Genomic DNA, 17,427 nt, shown 5'->3' with positions numbered 1-17,427 from the left:
ACTAGCTGACAGAGAAAGACCCCGCACCATCCGGTGCGGGGTTTTTCTTTTTGGTTAATGCGGAACGTCCCTTTCCGCGATGCTTCCTAGGGTTGCCACATGATCGAACCCTTCCGCATCACCATTCCGCAAGCCGACCTCGACGACCTGAAGGACCGGCTCACGCGTACCCGCTGGCCGCGGACACTGCCCGGCGGCGGCTGGAGCCGGGGCGTCCCGGTCGGCTACCTGCGTGAGCTGGCCGCGTACTGGGCCGAGGGGTTCGACTGGCGGGCGCAGGAGGCCAAGCTCAACGCCTTCCCGCAGTTCACCACGGACATCGACGGGCAGAGTGTGCATTTTATGCACGTACGCTCCCCGGAACCCGGCGCGCTGCCGCTGATCCTCACGCACAGCTGGCCGAACACCGTCGCCGAATTCCTGAACGTCATCGGCCCGCTCACCGACCCGCGCGCCCACGGCCTCGACCCGGCCACGGCCTTCCACGTGGTGGCCCCCTCGCTGCCCGGCTTCGGCTTCTCACCGTTCCCCGAGCCCGCCGACGAGCGGCCCTGGAGCATCGTACGAGTGGCGCGGACCTGGGCCGAGCTGATGGGACGGCTCGGGTACGAGCGGTACGGCGCGCACGGCAACGACGCCGGGGCCCTGGTCACCCCGCAACTGGCGGCCATCGACAGCGATCACGTGATCGGCTCGCACATCACCGCCGGGCTCGGCATCCCCACCGGCGACCCGGCCGAGCTCGCCGACGCCACCGAGGCGGAGCTGGCCGAGCTGGCGGACCTGACCCAGCGCTTCGCCGGAGGCAGCGGCTACGGCCCCTACCTTGCCAAGCGGCCGCAGACGCTGAGCTTCGGCTTCACCGACTCGCCGGTGGCGCAGCTGGCCTACCTGGTGGAGCGGTTCAAGGAGTTCGACGGCTGGCCCGACGAGGAGGCCGCCGAGCCCATCGACCGTGACCTGGTGCTCACGAACGCGAGCCTCTACTGGCTGACCGCGACGGGCGGCTCGTCGTCGTGGACGTACTACGAGGGTGCGGCGGGCATGCCGATCAACCAGACCGTGGTGCCGAGCGGGGTGTCACACGGCGGTTCTCCGCTGCTGCGGCGCATCGCCGAGCGCGGGAATCGGGTGGTCCACTGGGCGGGCGAGCACGGCGACAGTCACATGGTGGCGATGAACTCGCCCGAGCCGCTGGTACGGAGCATCCGCACGTTCTTCGGAACCTTGGAAGGGCGAGTGGGAGGGACGCCGGAAGGAGCTCTGGAAGGGGCGCGGTAGGAGCTGGCTTTCTCAAGGGGCGTGGGTGGGGCTTCTGGTTGGGGCGCGAGAAGGAGGTCCGGGCGGGTGCGGTAAGGGCGTGGGGTGAGGCTGCGGTGCGGAGTGAGGCGCAGTAGGGTGCTCGCGTGGAAATCGAGCGTGCGCTGCCGGAGGACGCCGGTGAGATCCTCACCCTGCAGCGGGCCGCGTACGTGAGCGAGGCCCAGCTGTACGGCGACCCCTTCCTGCCGCCGCTCCTGGAGTCCGTGGAGCAGGTCCGCAAGGTCATCGAGACCGGCCTCGTGCTCAAGGCCACCGACGCCGGCCGGATCGTGGGAGCCGTACGCGGCCAGCTGGCCGGCACCACCTGCCTGGTCGGCCGCCTGGTGGTGGCCCCGGACCGGCAGCGTCAGGGCCTGGGCCGGGCGCTGATGCGGACGCTGCACCAGCGGATGCCGGAGGCGACGGCCTTCGACCTGTTCACCGGCCACCTGTCCGACGGCAACCTGCGCCTCTACCGCAGCCTGGGCTACCGCGAGACCCACAGGGAGCGCATGGACGACCATCTCACCTTGGTCCACATGCGCCGCTGATCCACGATCGCGGATAGGCTTTCCGCGTGCTGAAAATCGGCCTCACCGGCGGCATCGGATCGGGCAAGAGCGAGGTCTCCAAGCGCCTCGCGGCGCGGGGCGCCGTCGTGATCGACGCCGACAAGATCGCCCGCGAGGTGGTGGAGCCCGGCACTCCGGGCCTGGCTCGCGTGGTGGCCGTGTTCGGCGACGAGGTGCTCCACCCTGACGGCTCACTCAACCGGGAGAAGCTGGGCGCCATCGTCTTCGCTGACCCCGACAAGCTGGCGACGCTCAACGGCATCGTGCATCCGCTGGTGGGGGAGCGGGTCGCCGACCTGCAGAGCCGGACGGCCGACGACGCGATCATGGTCTACGACGTGCCGCTGCTCGCGGAGAACCGGCTGGCGCCGATGTACGACGTGGTGATCGTCGTGGACGCCGCCGACGAGGTGCGCATCGCCCGCCTGGCCGAGCACCGGGGCATGCCGGAGCACGACGCCAAGGCCCGCATCGCGGCGCAGGCGACCCGCCAGGACCGGCTGGCGATCGCCGACATCGTGATCGACAACGAGGGCGACCTGGACGACCTGGAGACCAGGGTCGCCCAGGTCTGGGACGACCTGCTGACCCGAGCCGGGCGCGGCTGACCGGCTGACGGCCTTCGCCCGGACACCCGCCGGCCAGGTTTCCGGCGGGTCGGGAGGAAAACTCAGAACGGGGAGTCGAGCGGCACCTGGCGGACCCCGGGCAGATACGGGTCCAGCTCACCCAGCTCGAACCGCGACATCCCGATGACGTGCCAGAACTGCCCGGAAACCTCCCCCTGAATCTTGTACCTGCCGTCCGGGGACAGCGCCGCCCACCCCTCCGGCAGGCCCAGCAGGGTGGCCCGTCGTTCCGTCCCCGCCCAGAGGATCACCACCCCGTCGTCCCCGGCACTGGCCAGCAGGTCCGCCGAGGGGCTGAACGCCACCGACCACACCCGCCGCGAGTGCCCCGCCAGCGTGTGCAGCGGCCGCCCCGTCGCGGTGTCCCAGACCCGCACCATGAGGTCGTCGCCGCCGGTCGCCAGCCGCTCGCCCGTGGCGTCGAACGCGACGCTCCACAGCCGCCCCGCGTGCCGGTCGAGCGTGTGCCGCAGGCGTGGCTGCCAGGGCTGGCCGGGCCGCAGCTCCCAGAGCATGGCGAGCCCGTCGTTGCCGGCGCTGGCCAGGTGCTTGCCCGAGGGCGAGAACACGACCGAGTAGACCCGGTCGGTATGGCCTTCCAAGGTAGCGATCCGGCCGCCGGACTCGACGTGCCAGATGCGTACGAGCCGGTCGTCGCAGCCCGTGGCCACGTAACGGCCGTCGGGGCTGAAGGCGATCGAGCGGACGCGGCCCCGGTGGTCGGCCAGGTTGCTCACCAGGCGGCTGGTCGGCCGATACCAGATGCGTACGCTGTCGTCGTCGTTGGCCGTGGCCAGCAGCGTGCCGTCGGGGCTGAACGCCTCGGCCCACACGTGGTCGGTCTCGGCGTTGAGCTCGCGCTCGTAGTCGCCGGTGACGGCGTTCCAGAAATGTACGCCGCCGTCGTTGCTGGAGGTGGCCAGGACCGGCCCGGCAGGTGAGAACAGGGCCGAGATGAGCCGGTCGGCGGTGCCGGCGACCTCGCGCAGTCGGCGGCCCGTGCGCGGCTCCCAGACGCGGACGACGCCGTCGTTGCCGCTGGTGGCCAGCATCGAGCCGTCGGCGCTGAACCTGACCGAGGAGATCCGCCTGCCGTGGCCGCGCAGCACCCGCTGGCACTGGCCGCTGACCGGATCCCAGAGGCGTACCGTCCCGTCGTTGCTGCTGGTGGCCAGCTGCTCGCCGTCGGGCCGGAACACGAACGGCCAGACCGAGCTGCGATGCCCGGTCAGCTCGACCCGCCGGCCGCCGCCCACCTCCTGCAGCCGGACGACGCCGTTGGAGTCGCCGCTGGCCAGCGTGCGGCCGTCGGGGGAGAAGAGCACCTGGTAGACGGACCCGGCGTGGCTGGTGTGGACGCCGTGGGCCTGGCCGGCCGGGTCCCACAGTCGTACGGCCCCGGCCGTGTCGCCGCTGGCCAGCAGGGAGCCGTCGGGGGTGAAGGTCAGGCAGTAGACGCTGCCGGAATGGCCCTTCAGCTCGTGCCGCAGGGCCCAGGAGGCCGCGTCCCACAGGCGTACCGTCCCCGCCTCGTCGCCGGTGGCCAGCAGCGACCGGTCCGGGCTGTGGACCGCACGGTAGACCGAGCCGCGGTGGCCGTCGAGCGTGCCCGTCACCTGCCCGGACGCCAGGTCCCAGAGGCGTACCACGCCCGCCGAGTCGCCGCTGACCAGCACCGAGTCGCCGAACGACACCGTGTAGACGGGTGCCTGGTGGCCCGCGAGCTCGTGGACGAGCCGGCCGGTGGCGGTGTCCCAGACACGGATGACGCCGTCGCCGCCGCCCGCCGCGACCAGCTCGCCCGACGGGCTGAGGCGTACCGGCCAGACCCCGTCGGCGTGGCCGCGCAGCTCGCGCAGGTGCGCGCCGGTGAGGGCGTCCCAGAGCACGACCAGGCCGTCGCTCGCGCCGGTGGCCAGCAGACTCCCGGCGAACGAGACCGCGTACACGCGGCCCGCGTGCCCCTGCAGCGTCCGCACGGGCGCGCCGGCCACGCACAGCAGCACGCCGCCGTCCTCGTGGCCGACCGCGAGCGTGGACCCGTCGGGGGTGTACGCGATGGGCTCCGGGAGCCGGCTGGTCTGGAAGTGATAGCCGTACGGCACGCCGATCGCGGCGGGCGCGAGCTGGATCTCCACCGGCTGGCCCGGCACCACGGAGGCGCCCGGCAGGTCCGGCAGCGTGCCCGTCACGTTGATCAGCGTGGCCCGGTGCCACCGGGCGCCCTCGGCGGAGACGTCGCTCAGGTCCGTGTGGGCCAGCCGCGCGCCCGACAGGTCGGCCCCGGTCAGGTCGGCGCCCGCGAGCTTGGCGCCGTCGAGCCGGGCCCCGGCCAGTTTGGCGTCGCGCAGGACGGCTCGGGACAGGTTCGTGCCGACGAGCGTGGCGTCGGTCAGGTCGGCCCCGGTCAGGTCGACCTCCTGCAGGTCCCTGGCCGACAGGTCCTCGCCCTTGAGGTTCGCGCCCCGCAGGTCGGCCCTGGCGGGGGTACGCAGCCGCGCCGAGATCTTGACCGCGTTCGCCCGGGACACGTCGTCGGCGGGCGGGTCGGCCACCCACGCCCGCAGCGCCCGTACGTCGGCCAGGTCGCACAGGAACTCGACGGTCAGCGCCGACAGCGGCCGGCGCGACAGCCCCACCGGCGCCTCGATCGTGGCGGCGATGTGCCGGGCGATCAGCCACTCCATGACCGAGGAGTGGATGAATCCGAACATGCCCTCCTCGGTGCGTACCAGCAGGCTCCCTGAGCCCACCGCGTGGGCGGCGTGCTCGGCGGACAGCTGGCCGCCGGCCAGGCCGGTCAGCGTCTCGGCGTACTCGGTCAGCTCGTCGACGCCCAGCAGCGACTCGCCCGAGTCCCAGAGCCGCAGCGCGAGCCCCGTCACGACCTGCCACAGCTCCTCGGTGGTCAGGGGGGTCGGCGACCCCGGCACCCTGGCCCGCCGCTCCTCGAAGGCCAGCCACGAGCCGAGGATCTCCTCATACAGCAGCGCCGGGCTGATCGTGTGGCGGGCGCCGGCCACCGTACGGAGGCGGTCGGCGTCGAGATCGGCGATGAAGCTCAGCATCCGAGGGTTCTGGGCCAGGTCGAGCAGGTCCGTGATGCTCTCCATCAGCGACATGCGCGCCGCCGCCGCGTCGCCGTCGACGAAGCGGTTGGCCAGGTAGGCGCGGATCTGGTCGTGCGTGAAGTCCTCGACGCTGAGCACCCGCCGCTGCGGCAGCACGCCGACCATCTCGCCGAGCGAGGTGAGCACCTGGGAGTGCGACTTGAAGTGCTGGGTACGGCTGGCGACCACGATCTTCGCCTTGTCCTCGGCCGCGGCGAGTAACGTCGACAGGTGATCGGCCGCCCGGTCATAGGTGAGCCGGGTGACCAGCTCGTCGAACCCGTCGAACAGCAGCACGATCCGCCCCTGCCGCAGCAGGTAACGGAACGCCTTGAGGTCGATGAACTCCTCCCCGTGGCCGGCCAGGTGGGCGGCGACCAGCGCGTCCACGGAGTGCGCCTTGTCCAGCGCCCGCAGCTCGATCAGGATCGGCGTCAGGTGCGGCAGCTCGGCGGGGATGCGCCTGGCCAGCTCGCGCAGCGCGAACGTCTTGCCGTGGCCGAAATCGCCCAGCAGCAGCAGGAACCGGCCGTGGTCGGCGGCCAGCAGCCGCATCAGCTCGTCGGTCAGGCCCTCTCTGACCTGGTGTCCGGGGCGGTCGAGCTCGCGGTAGCGCTGGGGGACGTACAGGCTGGGCGGGTAGCGGCGGTCGTTGGTGAGCCGGGCCGTCTGCTCGGCGACATAACCCGACAGGTCCAGCAGGCCCTGGAATTCGGTGAAGCTGCGCAGCCGCACCCCTCTGCGCATGAGCTCGTCGCGCAGCGACCTGGCCGGGGGCGGCCCCTGGTAGACGAGCTCGGCGGCGAGGTCGGCGGCGTGCGCCCGCCGGACGAAATCATCGGCTTCGGCGGCGGTCAGCTCGCCCACGTGCGCGCCGATCATCGTCTGCCGGACGAACCCGTCCTCGGGATGCGTGACGACCAGGTGGGTGGTGAACCGGCGGATCCTGGCCCGCTCGTGCCGGGCCTCGCAGACCTCGGTGATCCGATCGAGCAGCAGGTCCACCGGGCCCGGCTCGCGCTCGACCGGCGCGGGTTCGGGGGCGCGGGCGGCAGGGGCCTCTCCGGTGAAGGTGGCCTGGGCGGCCCGCCAGCTGTGGGAGACGCGCTCGGGTCGGTCGGCGCCGGGCAGCCAGGTGCGCAGGCCGCCGGCGGTGATCTCGACGACCTGGTGATGGCCGGAGCGCGGCGCGGCGACGGCGGCCTCACCGGCCTCTCCCGCGCCCTGGAAGAGCAGGTTGAGCCGCCGGGCGAGGATCCGGTCGTAGGTCGGCGCGTCGCGCAGGGCCGACGGCGGGTGCCCGATCGCGCCGAGCCGCAGCCAGGCGCTCTCCTCGTAGGGGCGCAGCCGCTCGGCGAACCAGGCGGCCTGCCCCTCGCCGAGCAGGGGATAGGCGTCGCGTTCGAGGTGGCTCATGGCCATCGTCGAGTTGAGCCCGGCGACGACCACCTTCAGGTCGGGCACCTCGAACAGCGTCCACGGCTGGCCGCCGTCGAACACCCGGTCGTCCAGACCTTGGTACACCTCGCCGAACAGGCCCGCGAAATGCCGCCACTTCGGCCAGTAGGGCGGCTGCGGGGAGACGTCGTCGGCCTCGCAGGTGAGGAAGTAGGCGCTGGCCGCGGCCTTGGTGACGTCACGCGGGCCCGGCACGATCACCAGCCGGTGCGGCTCCAGGCCGACCAGCAGCCGCAGGTCGGTGATGAAGCGGGTCGCCTGCCCGAACTGCCCCAGGCTGCCCGACTCGGTCAGGTCGCCGGTGACCACCATGAGATCCGGGCGTGGCATGCCCCTGTCGTACATCTCGGTGAGATCCGCCCAGATCCGTGCCTGCATGTCCTCGGGCGTGAACGGCTCGCCCGGATCGGGCAGCGCCCGGCCGAACCGGGGGCCGCCGATGTGCAGCACGGTCAGCGACTCGCGGCCGTGGTCGGCGGTGGCCGACGGCGGGAACTTCGGCGCCGACACCGGGGTACGCCGGGCCCGCGAGCGCTCGCCAGGCGGCGGCAGGGTCGGCGCGGGCAGCGGCAGGCCCGCGCCCGTCGGGAAGGCGGGCGCCGCCTCCGGCTTGGCCCGGCCCGACATGGCCTCCCTGACCCGGCCCAGCAGCAGCGCCCTGGCCTGGCCGGAATCGGTGACGCCGAGCAGGTCCACCCAGGTGATCGTGGACAGCAGCCCTTCGAGGCGTACGTCCTCGAGCCGGATCGTGATCAGCTTGTTGGACGGGTTGTCGGGGTCGGCGCGGAGCGCGGCCTGCCACTCCATGCGGCCGTAGCGCGAGGTCAGGTAGTTGCGCGAGAGCACGGCCACCACCACCTGCGCCTCGCTGACGCCGCGGTCCATGAAGTCGATGAAGTTCGTGCCGGGCACGAAGTCCCACGCCTGGATCATGGTCCGGTAGCCAGCCGCCTCCAACTCCCAGGCGATCCAGGTCGCCCAAGCCGTGTCGGCGGGGGAGTAGCTGACGAAGATCTCTGTCGGCTTGCCGTCACGTGCCATTCCCTCAGTATCCCCTGTGGGGGCGTGCTTTCAGGCGAGGGAGCGCCGTCGTCTGGAGGAGGAGCGCCGGGAGCGTAGCGACCAGAGCGACGGGGGAAGACGGCGGCATTGGGCGACCGAGCCCGCCTCACGGAGTGAGGCCATAAACAGGGTTGTGCGATCATCGACAGGTGCGTCTTGGTGTGCTCGACTGGATCAGGATTGGGCTGCTCGGGCTCGGCCTCGTCTTCGTGGCGACCGGGCTGCTGCCGTGGCGCGAAGCCGTGGACAGCCTGGATGAGATCGGGCCGTTGCTCGTCTTCCTGGTGGGCATCATCGTGCTGGCGGAGCTGACCAAGGAGGCCCAGGTCTTCGACGCCATCGCGGCGCGGATGGCGGTCTTGGGGCGGGGCAACTACGTCGCGCTCTTCTTCCTGTGCACAGCCTTCGCCTCATTTATTACGATATTTCTGAATCTCGATACGACCGCGGTGCTGCTCACCCCGGTCATGCTGGCGCTGGCCCCCAGGGCGCGCATCGCCGCCCTGCCCCTGGCGATGACCACGATCTGGCTGGCCAATACCGCCAGCCTGCTGCTCCCGGTCTCCAACCTGACGAACCTGCTCGGCATCAACAAGATCGCGCTCGACACCCAGCAGTTCGCCGGGCGGATGTGGGTGCCGCAGATCGTCTCGATCGCCGTGACGATGGCCTTCCTGTGGGTCTTCTTCTGGCGCCGGGGCCAGCGTCGCGATCTGCGCTACACGCCGCCGCTGCTGGAGCCGGTCGCCGACCGCGTGCTGTTCGCCGCCGCGGCCGTGGGCTGCTTACTGTTCATCGGCGCGCTGCTGGTCAAGGTCCAGGTCGGCGTGGCCGCCTCGGTGGCGGCGCTGGTCATCGTGGTGGCCTTCTTGGTACGCGACCGCGCCCGGCTGACCTGGAGCCTGATCCCCTGGCAGCTGCTCATCTTCGTGACGGGCCTGTTCCTGGTGGTGCCCACCCTCAGCCGCTACGGCCTGGCCGACCTGATGCGCTGGATGATCGGCGCCGAGGGTGACCCCTACCGGACGGCGGCGGTGGGTGCCGGGCTGTCCAACCTGATCAACAACCTGCCCGCCTTCCAGGCCATCGCCGAGGTCATCCCGTCGAGCGACCAGGACCGGTTGCTGGCCCTGCTGGTCGGCACCAACGTGGGGCCGGTCGTCACGCCGTGGGCGTCACTGGCGACGCTGCTCTGGTTCGAGTCGTGCCGCCGTCACGACGTGTCCGTACCGATGCGCCGCTTCCTGGCCACCGGCACAGGGCTGGCGATCGTCGGCCTGCTCGCCAGCGTGTGGGCCCTTGTCACGTTCGGCTGACCGCTCCACTCCCGCGGAGCACATCGAGGAGGCCGGGCATGGCGCTCGGGTGGGTGGCGACGAAGCTGCGGTCGTCGGGCGTGCCGTCGATCCCCTCCTCGAACGGCCCGCCGTCGAGCGCCCGGATCTCGATGCCCGCCTCCCGCGCGAGCAGCGCGCCCGCGGGCAGATCCACCGCCTCGGCCCGGTAGCCGACGATGCCGTCGATGTCTCCCCTGGCCAGCATCGCCCAGGCCAGCAGCGGGGCCCACAGTTGCAGCATCCGACGGGCGCTCAGCTCCAGGGCGTACTTGATGGCCCGTACGGTCGCGTCGCCCCTGGACACCGAGTAGCCCTGGGTCCACGCCAGCAGCGGGCCGTGCGGCGAGGGGTTGTGCGGCGGGGCCAGCCGCATCCCGGAGGACGTGATCGCGCCGCGGTCGCGGATCGCCGACCAGGTCTGAGCCGAGACCGGGTCGTGCACCACGCCCAGCATGGGGCGTCCCGAGCGGCACAGGGCCAGGCCGACGACGTAGGCGGGCAGGCCGATCACCACGTTGTTGGTGCCGTCGAGCGGGTCGATCAGCCACGTCCACTCACCGTCGGCGGCGCCGAGCAGGCCCGACTCCTCGGCGATGACGGAGTGCGCCGGGAAGGCGGTGAGGATGTGCTCGACCAGCAGTTTCTCCGAGGCCAGGTCGAGCTCGGTGACGACGTCGCCCGAACCGCCCTTCGGCCGGGCGCCGAGCACGCCGCGGGTGCCGGACACGAGTAGTTCGCCCGCGGCCTCGGCGGCGGTGACGGCGACCGCGCGAGCGTGATCCAGATCCATTCGGGGCCCCTCAACTCAGGTGGGCGGCTATCAGGCTGACGGCGAGTGCCGTCTCCTCGTCGTCGAGCGGTTGCCTGGACACATGGTGGTCGCCGGTGCCGAGCGGGCCCAGCGACAGGTCGCGGCTGCCCGGCCGGCCGCGGCCGAGCGCGATCGTGGCCGCCTCGCCGCCCGCCGGCACGACGCTGCTGTGGAACCGGCCGGCCGCCAGCGTGTAGGTGTCGCCGGGGCCGAACTCCTCCACCAGCCCTGTCTCCTGACGTACGGTCCGGCGGGTGGGCGTGATGCGGTCGCCGTCGGCGCCGCTGACCACCTCGAACACCCGGTGGGTCGGGTCGCGCACCGCGTCGGTGACCACCGCGTGCACGTTGCGCACCTGCCCGTAGAGCACATGGCTGAGCAGGTCCCAGCTGTGGCAGTGGATGCCCGACGTGGTGCTCCGCGCGTGCGTGAACCTGGCCGACCACAGATGGAGACATACCCCCTCGCCGCCGTCACGCTCCAGCGGCAGGCAGACGAAACCGAGCGGGTGGCGTACGGCCCTGATGCCGGTGCCCGACAGTGCCGCCAGCGCCCACGGCCGCGCCTGTCCTTGGGCGAGCTGCTGGTAGGCACCGTGACTGCTCATATCACGACTGCTCATATCACGACTGCTCATATCACGACTGCTCATATCGCGACGGCTCATGCGTCGTACGGATTCCTGGCGCGCAGCGCCTTGCGGGCGATGTCGACGACGTCGCGGTCGTCGTAGGACCTAGGCAGCGGGATCGAGATCCGGGTGAACAGCTCCTGCACCTCCTCGACCGTGGGCTCGTCGCTCAGCGGCACCTTCTTGTACATCTCCAGCGGCACCAGCCGGGCCTGCTCGAAGCTGAGCCGCAGTTCGGTGTCGCAGTTCTCGTAGTAGAAGGTGTCGGCCAGCGCGGTCATCGCCCGGTTGGGGTCCTCGACCGTCATGATCAGGCGGGTGGCCGACAGGTCCCAGCGGAAGGTCGTCATCGTGGAGGACAGGCCGATGCCGATGTCGAGCAGCCCGTAGCGCTGGCGGTGCCAGAAGGCGGCCAGGATCGTGGCGTACGACTCCTTCCTGACCCGGTCGGCCGTCCAGGTCTCGCCGGTGCCGTCGGGCGCGTCGGACAGGGAGCGGCGGTAGTGGGCGTAGGTCTCGCACACCTCGACGTTGGCCGGGTCGATGATCTCGACCCTGACCGTGAGGTGGCGCTTGACCTTCCTGGCCGCCGCCACGCACTCGGGCAGCGTGACCGCGCGCAGGTAGGTGCCGGTGCCGCCCTTGAAGCTCCACCGCGTGGTGTCCTTGCGGGCGTCGGCGTGCGCCTGCGCGATCTCCTGCCTGCTGCCGAGCACCCTGACCAGCTGGAGCGAGTCGAGAGCCCGCCGCGTGCCGGTGACCAGGTCCTCGATCGCCTCGAGCCGGGCCAGCCGCACGGGCAGCTGGGCGAGCGCGCCGGAGGTGACGGTCTCCTCCAACGGCGCCTGACGCACCCGGTCGCGCAGCAGCGCGGTGGCCACCAGTGCCAGGATCACCAGGGTCGCGGCGCTGACCAGCTGATCCTGGACCTTGTCGCCTTCCTTGCCGAAGATGCCGTCCGGCATGATCCCGAGCACGCCGACTACAATGGCCAGACCGAGTGCGATCGCGCCGTCGGCGTTCTGCGCCGCCCATGGGGCGATCCGCTTCAGCGCCGCCGTGAACCGTGCCATCGCATTGCCCCGCATCCGACGATCAGTCAGTTCCCGAAATCATGGTAACGACCCCGCCAAGTGCGCGGAAAGAGCAGGCCTCCTCCCTGAGTATGACCTGACATATCCCCCTTAAAGGTAGGGCGTGGAGATCGCGAGATCTTTACGCTTACTGGACGGGGGGTGGGGATGAAGGGGTTAATACCGAGCTTGCGCTCGGGTTCTTTGGCGATGGCGCTGGTCGTCTACACGGTGTGTCCCGTGCCGCCGGCCATCGCCGCCACGGTGTCCGACGAGCTGGTCCTGGGGGAACGGTTCGTGCAGGTCGTCGCCCATCCGGACGACGATCTGCTGTTCATGAGCCCCGACCTCTACGGCGGGGTGCTGGGGGAGCGGCCGAGCGTGACCGTCTACCTCACCGCGGGCGAGGGCACCGCGGGGCTGGACGACCATCATGACCCGTACATGTACGCACGCGACCGCGTCGAGGGCCTGCGCGCCGCGTACGCCCACCTGGCGGGGGTGCGCGACGAATGGCGCAGCACGGTGATCACCGCCGGGGGGCTGCCCGTCAAGGTGGACTCCCTGGTCGAGCGGCCGAAGGTGATCCTGATCTATGCCGGGCTGCCGGACGGCGGCGACCCGCGGGCCGACGGCGGCCGTGACGCGCTGACCCGGCTGTGGGCCGGGCGTGGCTGCGTACGCGTCTTCGACCCCGCCGAGCGGCGGTGCGTGAGCCGGGAGAACGTGGTGGCGATGCTGCGTGCCGTCTACGCCAGATATCAGGCGAACGTCATCCGCACCCTGGACCCCGACCCGCCGCCGCGCTGCCGCCTGTGCGACCACCCCGACCACGTGGCCTCGGCCCGCTTCGCCGCCGCCGCTGCCGCGGATCGGCGGGTGCGCCTGGTGGCCTACCGTGGCTACCCGATGACGACCTGGGCGCCCAACGTGCCGCAGCGGTGGCGGGAGCTCAAGCGGGAGATCTTCGGCGTCTACCGGCGCCACGACTACCGGGCCAGGTCCGGCTGGCACTACCGGGCCTGGTACGACCGGATGTACAAGGTCACGACCCACAGCCATCGCCACTGATGTCCAGGCTCCAGGACGCCGACGCCGGGCGGCGTGAGCTGTCGCTCCACGCCGCCCGGCGTCCGGAGGTGGCTGTCGGCCGCTACGTGGCCTAGAGCCAGCCGCGCCGGCGCGCCATCTGCTCCAGAGCGTGCCGGAGCGCCTGGTCGGCCCCGCTCGGGTCGTCGTAGCGGACCGTGAACCGGTTGTAGGCGTCGTGGCTGGAGGTCAGGAAGCCGCCGCGCTTGTCGGCCTCCAGGATGACGTCCATCTGCCGCGGCCCGGCGATGAACGTCAGCTCCAGCTCGTTGAAGTGCCGCCGCCACTCCCCGCCCGCGTAGTACTCGATCTCCTGGAAGAACGGCATCGTCGAGCCGCGCAGCGTGCCGCGTTCGAGGTCGGCCTTCTTGAAGCCGAAACCCAGGCGGTCGAGCGCGGCGATGACGTGCTCCTGCGCGGGCAGCGGGTTGACGAACAGCGGGTCGAGGTCGCCCTTGTCCATCGCGCCGGCCAGCGCCAGCTCCGTCTGCACGCCCAGCCGCATGCCGTGCAGCGGATGACCGCCGATGGCGCTGATCGGCGTCTCCCAGGGGATGACGATCTCGAACGGCTGGCTGTGCTGCGCGCCGGCGCTGAGCTGGAAGGTCCCGGCGACCTGCTGGCGAAGGAAGCCGTAGGTGGTCTTGTACTCCTCGTCGCCACGCTCCACCTCGACCACCGCGGTCAGGTCGAGGTAGATGCCCTCGACCTTGTAGTCGGCGCCGCCGCCGCGGAAGTTCACCACTCCGCGTAACGTCTCACCGGGCCGTACACCGCTGCCGGCCAGGACCGTGTCTACTTCGACGCCCGCGCCGAACGCGGCCATCAGTTTGCGGAACACCATGGGGTTCTCCTATGACCCGGGGGTCTCTCCGTTGTGATGGCCCGAGAAGCGGGGGAGCAACTGGGCCAGGAGCAAGGTCGACAGCGCGGAGTCGCCGGATCCCTGCTGGGTGCGGACCACCAGGGGTTGCGGGGCGTTCTCCGCCAGTTTGGCACCCACGTCCAGGCGCCTGCGGGCCAGCTCGTACTGCAGCACGGCCCGGTTGTCGCGGTAGGAGTCGGCCAGCCTGCGCAGGGCCTTGGCCTCGTTCTCGGCCGCGGTCAGCTCGGCGCGGCCGCGCGCCTCGATCTCCCAGCGCACCCGCTGGGCCTCCGTCTCCTGCTCTTCCAGCATGCGCGCCACGTCCTTGCGCGCGGTGTTGTGCGCGGCCTTGACCTCGACCACGCGGGCGTCGCGGGTCTTCTTGGAGCGCTCGATCTCCATGAGCAGGGTGTCGATGCGGCGCTTGCGGGTCAGCTCCCACTCGCGCTCGTAGGCCGACAGCTCCTTGGCCACCTTCTCGCGGGTGGCCAGGTGCTGCTGGTACTGGTCGGGCAGCTGCACGTCGGGGATGTTCGCGCCGGTGATGCGCACCCCGTAGCGGCCGAGCTGGCGGTTGAGCGCCTCCTGCATGTCGCCTACGTCGGAGCCGCGCAGGTCGTACGCGCGCTCGGTGTTGACCTTGCGGCTGCGCTGCCTGATCGCGTCCTGTACGGCGCTCGACAACACCAGGTCGAAGTTGCCCGCGCCGATCGTGCGGACGAACGCGACCGGGTCCACGATGCGGAACTTGAGGAAGAACTCGATCGACTTCAGCGGTACGTTCTCCGCCGTCGGGCAGGCCACGATCGGCGCCGAGTACGGGATCTCGGTGGAGGTGTCGACGACCGCGTCCACCCGGTCCCACGGCAGCCACAGGTAGTGGCGGCCCGGCGGGAGCGTGCCGGTGATGGCGCCCCAGCGGCTGCGTACGCCGGTGGTGCCCTCCTCGATCTCGATGATCGCCCGGCGCCACATCCACACCAGCGCGACGGCGAGGAAGAACAACGCGCCCAGCGAGGCCGTCACGACGAGGTTGCCCATCACCGCCATCCCGGCGAAGTAGACGGCGATGAAGACCAGAGCCATCCAGGCGAAGCCGCGCCTGTCCTTGGGGATCACGACCGGCACGAGCTGGCCCTGCTCACCGCCGCGCAGCAGCTGGCGGATGTCGGACCAGGAGGCCAGCGACTCCTTGATCTTCGAGAACTCGCGGCTCATCGGACCTCACCCTCGATGGTCGGCAGCGTGGCGGCGAGCGCGGGCTCGGGCGCCTCGCTCACCTCTTCGGCGACCTTCTTGAGCAGTGCGGTGATCTCCGCCTCCCTGCCCGCCACGCGCTCGCCGATCTCGGCCAGCCGGCCCCGGATCGCGGCCATGTCCTCGGCCGAGAACAGCGCCGCCCCCTTGCCGCCGACCAGTTGCTGGGCCAGCGCCAGGAAGTCGATGTCAGTGTGCTCGCCCACCTGCACCACCTGCGGCAGCCGGGTCGCGACCGACTCCAGCTTGTCCAGCAGGTCCTGCTGGAAGCGGTAGTCGAGGATCTCCGGCGCCTCGGCCGCGCTGAGCGCCCTGATGTCGAGCGCCTGCGCCTCCAGCAGCGCCGAGTTGGCGTTGGCGGAGGACTCCGCCTCGACCAGGCGCTGCCTGGCCTGCGCCTTGGCCTGGTGGGAGGCCCGCTCCAGCGCCGTGTCCATGCGCGCCTGGTAGCCGGCGATCTCCGCCTGGATCGCGCTCAGCGTCTCCTGCAGTCCGGCCAGCTCCTTGATCAGGTCGCCCTCGTTCTGCTCCTTGCGCAGCTGCAGCTCGTACTCGTAGGTGTAGGCCTCCTTGGCGACGCGCACCATCTCGGGGGCGGCCAGGTCCATCCGGTACTCCTGGCTGGACGGCTCGGCGTGCGTGATGTTCACGTCGGTGAGGCGTACGGCGGGCAGGAACTGCTGGTTGAGGTTGTCCAGCATGCCCAGCGTGCTCTCGCCCACGAGGTCGTAGATGTCCTCGGCCCGCTGGGCGTAGATGAGGGAGCGCGTGACCTCGCTGATGGCGTTCTGCAGCTTGGACTGGAAGCCGCTGACCGAGCCGAGCACGAAGATGAACTCCGCCGGGTTCTCGATCCTGAACTGCAGGAACAGGTCGACGCTCGCCTTGACGCCCTGTTGCGTGGGGGCCTCGCTGATGGGGGCGTTGAACGGGTATTCACGGGTGGTGTTGACGATGTAGCTGACCCGCTTCCACGGGTTGAACAGCGTCACCCGGCCGGGGTCGGCGATCTGCACCAGCTTGCCGAACTTGGTGATCAGCGCCTTGCAGCCCTCGGGCACCATCACCACGCTGCGGCGCCACCACAGGAAGGCGGCCGCCAGGACCAGGACGATCCAGTAGTGCGGGCCGAAGAACACATCGGTTCGGGGGATGACGTTGCCGAGCGCGCCGATCAGGCCGAGCACCACCAGGATGCCCAGCGGCACGACCACCTTCGCGGTGGTCCCCTTGGGGATCACCACCGGCGAGATCACGTGCATGCCGTTCTCGGCGAAGCTGCGGTTGATGATCTCGCCGGCCTCGTTCAGCGACGCGGACCGGGCCTCGATCAGCGTGCCCACCGACACGCCGCCGTCACGGGCCGCCGCGAAGTCGTACGGGTTCAGCGCGAAGCCCTGAACCTGGACCTGACCGGCCAGCTGGCCCGCCTGGTCCACCGCCTGGCCGACGGCTTGACGGACATCACCGCCTTGTACGACCGCCTGGGCTATGCCCTGACCTGCCTGGATCAACGCCTCTCTGGGTCGTGACATTGCACCTTCCTCTTCCGCTACGGGCGGATTCGACCGTATCGGGTGTCGCTTTCGGTTCGCTTGCAAGGTGGAGCTGCTCCAGGGTGAGGTGCTTGGCGCTCACATGCGGAAACGGGGCTAGCGACCGATCATGGTCGCGTCGGGGAGTGACTGCTTGACCGCCTCCGGCGTGCCCACCACGACCGTCAGCTTCCCTTTGGTCGTCTTGGCCGCCGCGTTCCCGTAAATCCGCACCTTTCCGAGGTCCTTGGCCTCGACGATGACGAACATCCGGGTGGGGGAGCACCACAGCGTCACGCTGCTCTCCATGTTGCTTCCGGTCATGAGTTCCTTGGGCCCCGCGAAACCCTCCTCCGTTGTGGTGACGTTCCCCTCGGACTTCGTCAGGTCTTGGCTCATGTTGAAGGTGTAGCCGGAGGACCCCTGATCGGCGAGCCCGCACACGCCCTTGCTGTGGATCCAGGGGACCAGGTCGTACTTCGCGACCTGGATCCGTGCCAGCACCCTCTCCGCCCCGTCCGGTATCCCCGACCTGGATGCCGAACCCAGCAACGCGGCCAGTGGCCAGCGGCTCGGATCCTTGAGCAGCCAGTCCTTCGGCTCCTCCGTCGGACACCCCGTCAACAGCAGGACCGCAAATATCGCAATGATTCCCCTCATTAGGGGATCACCATAGTGAGGAAGCGTTTTCACGTA

General features: G+C 70.6%; 13 protein-coding genes. 5 read left to right on the top strand and 8 right to left on the bottom strand.

Annotation, left to right across the window (positions count from 1 at the left end):
- The first annotated feature begins 99 nt into the window (after positions 1–99).
- From ACIBO2_RS06700 to coaE, 3 genes are all read left to right on the top strand, one after another.
- Positions 100–1,281 carry an epoxide hydrolase family protein gene (locus ACIBO2_RS06700; RefSeq protein WP_358538067.1) on the top strand — a complete coding sequence of 394 codons (1,182 nt, stop codon included), beginning with the start codon at positions 100–102 and terminating at the stop codon, positions 1,279–1,281.
- Positions 1,282–1,406: 125 nt separating this feature from the next.
- Positions 1,407–1,853 carry a GNAT family N-acetyltransferase gene (locus ACIBO2_RS06695; RefSeq protein ID WP_358538065.1) on the top strand — a complete coding sequence of 149 codons (447 nt, stop codon included), beginning with the start codon at positions 1,407–1,409 and terminating at the stop codon, positions 1,851–1,853.
- A gap of 26 nt (positions 1,854–1,879) precedes the next feature.
- Positions 1,880–2,482, top strand: coding sequence for a dephospho-CoA kinase (coaE, locus tag ACIBO2_RS06690; protein WP_358538063.1), 603 nt, complete (start codon positions 1,880–1,882; stop codon positions 2,480–2,482).
- A 62-nt stretch (positions 2,483–2,544) separates the two neighbouring features.
- On the opposite strand, the gene ACIBO2_RS06685 is transcribed toward coaE, so the two are convergent.
- On the bottom strand, positions 2,545–8,112 hold the full coding sequence (locus tag ACIBO2_RS06685) for a TIR domain-containing protein (RefSeq protein ID WP_397295748.1): 5,568 nt from the start codon (positions 8,110–8,112) through the stop codon (positions 2,545–2,547).
- A 170-nt stretch (positions 8,113–8,282) separates the two neighbouring features.
- Between ACIBO2_RS06685 and ACIBO2_RS06680 the strand changes: the two genes are divergently transcribed.
- Positions 8,283–9,449: an SLC13 family permease gene (locus tag ACIBO2_RS06680; RefSeq protein WP_358538059.1), complete on the top strand. Its 1,167-nt coding sequence runs from the start codon at positions 8,283–8,285 to the stop codon at positions 9,447–9,449.
- On the opposite strand, the gene ACIBO2_RS06675 is transcribed toward ACIBO2_RS06680, so the two are convergent.
- Genes ACIBO2_RS06675 through ACIBO2_RS06665 form a run of 3 tightly spaced genes read right to left on the bottom strand, consistent with a single transcriptional unit; the run spans position 9,436 to position 11,985 of the window.
- The gene (locus tag ACIBO2_RS06675) at positions 9,436–10,260 is read right to left on the bottom strand and encodes an inositol monophosphatase family protein (protein WP_358538056.1); all 825 of its coding nucleotides are present in this window, start codon (positions 10,258–10,260) and stop codon (positions 9,436–9,438) included. The genes ACIBO2_RS06680 and ACIBO2_RS06675 overlap by 14 nt on opposite strands.
- Before the next feature lie 10 nt (positions 10,261–10,270).
- On the bottom strand, positions 10,271–10,888 hold the full coding sequence (locus ACIBO2_RS06670) for a hypothetical protein (protein WP_358538053.1): 618 nt from the start codon (positions 10,886–10,888) through the stop codon (positions 10,271–10,273).
- Between the two features lie 56 nt (positions 10,889–10,944).
- Positions 10,945–11,985 carry a hypothetical protein gene (locus ACIBO2_RS06665; protein WP_358538051.1) on the bottom strand — a complete coding sequence of 347 codons (1,041 nt, stop codon included), beginning with the start codon at positions 11,983–11,985 and terminating at the stop codon, positions 10,945–10,947.
- A gap of 210 nt (positions 11,986–12,195) precedes the next feature.
- Here ACIBO2_RS06665 and ACIBO2_RS06660 point away from each other — a divergent pair, with 210 nt between their 5' ends.
- Complete coding sequence (locus tag ACIBO2_RS06660) at positions 12,196–13,056, top strand: PIG-L family deacetylase (RefSeq protein ID WP_358538049.1); 861 nt, start codon at positions 12,196–12,198, stop codon at positions 13,054–13,056.
- Between the two features lie 91 nt (positions 13,057–13,147).
- On the opposite strand, the gene ACIBO2_RS06655 is transcribed toward ACIBO2_RS06660, so the two are convergent.
- The 4 genes from ACIBO2_RS06655 to ACIBO2_RS06640 all read right to left on the bottom strand — a co-directional run bounded on the left by ACIBO2_RS06655 (position 13,148) and on the right by ACIBO2_RS06640 (position 17,391).
- Positions 13,148–13,918, bottom strand: a complete 771-nt coding sequence (locus ACIBO2_RS06655; protein ID WP_358538047.1) for a sporulation protein — start codon at positions 13,916–13,918, stop codon at positions 13,148–13,150.
- A gap of 9 nt (positions 13,919–13,927) precedes the next feature.
- Complete coding sequence (locus tag ACIBO2_RS06650; RefSeq protein WP_357945627.1) at positions 13,928–15,157, bottom strand: SPFH domain-containing protein; 1,230 nt, start codon at positions 15,155–15,157, stop codon at positions 13,928–13,930.
- Complete coding sequence (locus ACIBO2_RS06645) at positions 15,154–16,731, bottom strand: SPFH domain-containing protein (protein ID WP_358538045.1); 1,578 nt, start codon at positions 16,729–16,731, stop codon at positions 15,154–15,156. The genes ACIBO2_RS06650 and ACIBO2_RS06645 overlap by 4 nt, the downstream gene beginning before the upstream one ends.
- A 117-nt stretch (positions 16,732–16,848) precedes the next feature.
- Positions 16,849–17,391, bottom strand: coding sequence for a hypothetical protein (locus tag ACIBO2_RS06640; RefSeq protein WP_358538043.1), 543 nt, complete (start codon positions 17,389–17,391; stop codon positions 16,849–16,851).
- Between the last annotated feature and the right edge of the window lie 36 nt (positions 17,392–17,427).

The sequence above is a fragment of the Nonomuraea sp. NPDC050022 genome (genome assembly GCF_044460705.1).
In the GTDB taxonomy this organism is placed as follows: domain Bacteria; phylum Actinomycetota; class Actinomycetes; order Streptosporangiales; family Streptosporangiaceae; genus Nonomuraea.
This window is presented reverse-complemented; position numbering and strand designations above follow the sequence as displayed.

What these genes read in the sequence shown, in the direction of transcription:
- ACIBO2_RS06700 (WP_358538067.1), top strand. Translation starts at nt 100, where the DNA reads ATGATCGAACCCTTCCGCATCACCATTCCGCAAGCCGACCTCGACGAC.
- ACIBO2_RS06685 (WP_397295748.1), bottom strand. Translation starts at nt 8,112, where the DNA reads ATGGCACGTGACGGCAAGCCGACAGAGATCTTCGTCAGCTACTCCCCC.
- ACIBO2_RS06675 (WP_358538056.1), bottom strand. Translation starts at nt 10,260, where the DNA reads ATGGATCTGGATCACGCTCGCGCGGTCGCCGTCACCGCCGCCGAGGCC.
- ACIBO2_RS06670 (WP_358538053.1), bottom strand. Translation starts at nt 10,888, where the DNA reads ATGAGCAGTCACGGTGCCTACCAGCAGCTCGCCCAAGGACAGGCGCGG.
- ACIBO2_RS06665 (WP_358538051.1), bottom strand. Translation starts at nt 11,985, where the DNA reads ATGGCACGGTTCACGGCGGCGCTGAAGCGGATCGCCCCATGGGCGGCG.
- ACIBO2_RS06660 (WP_358538049.1), top strand. Translation starts at nt 12,196, where the DNA reads ATGGCGCTGGTCGTCTACACGGTGTGTCCCGTGCCGCCGGCCATCGCC.
- ACIBO2_RS06655 (WP_358538047.1), bottom strand. Translation starts at nt 13,918, where the DNA reads ATGGTGTTCCGCAAACTGATGGCCGCGTTCGGCGCGGGCGTCGAAGTA.
- ACIBO2_RS06650 (WP_357945627.1), bottom strand. Translation starts at nt 15,157, where the DNA reads ATGAGCCGCGAGTTCTCGAAGATCAAGGAGTCGCTGGCCTCCTGGTCC.
- ACIBO2_RS06645 (WP_358538045.1), bottom strand. Translation starts at nt 16,731, where the DNA reads ATGTCACGACCCAGAGAGGCGTTGATCCAGGCAGGTCAGGGCATAGCC.
- ACIBO2_RS06640 (WP_358538043.1), bottom strand. Translation starts at nt 17,391, where the DNA reads ATGAGGGGAATCATTGCGATATTTGCGGTCCTGCTGTTGACGGGGTGT.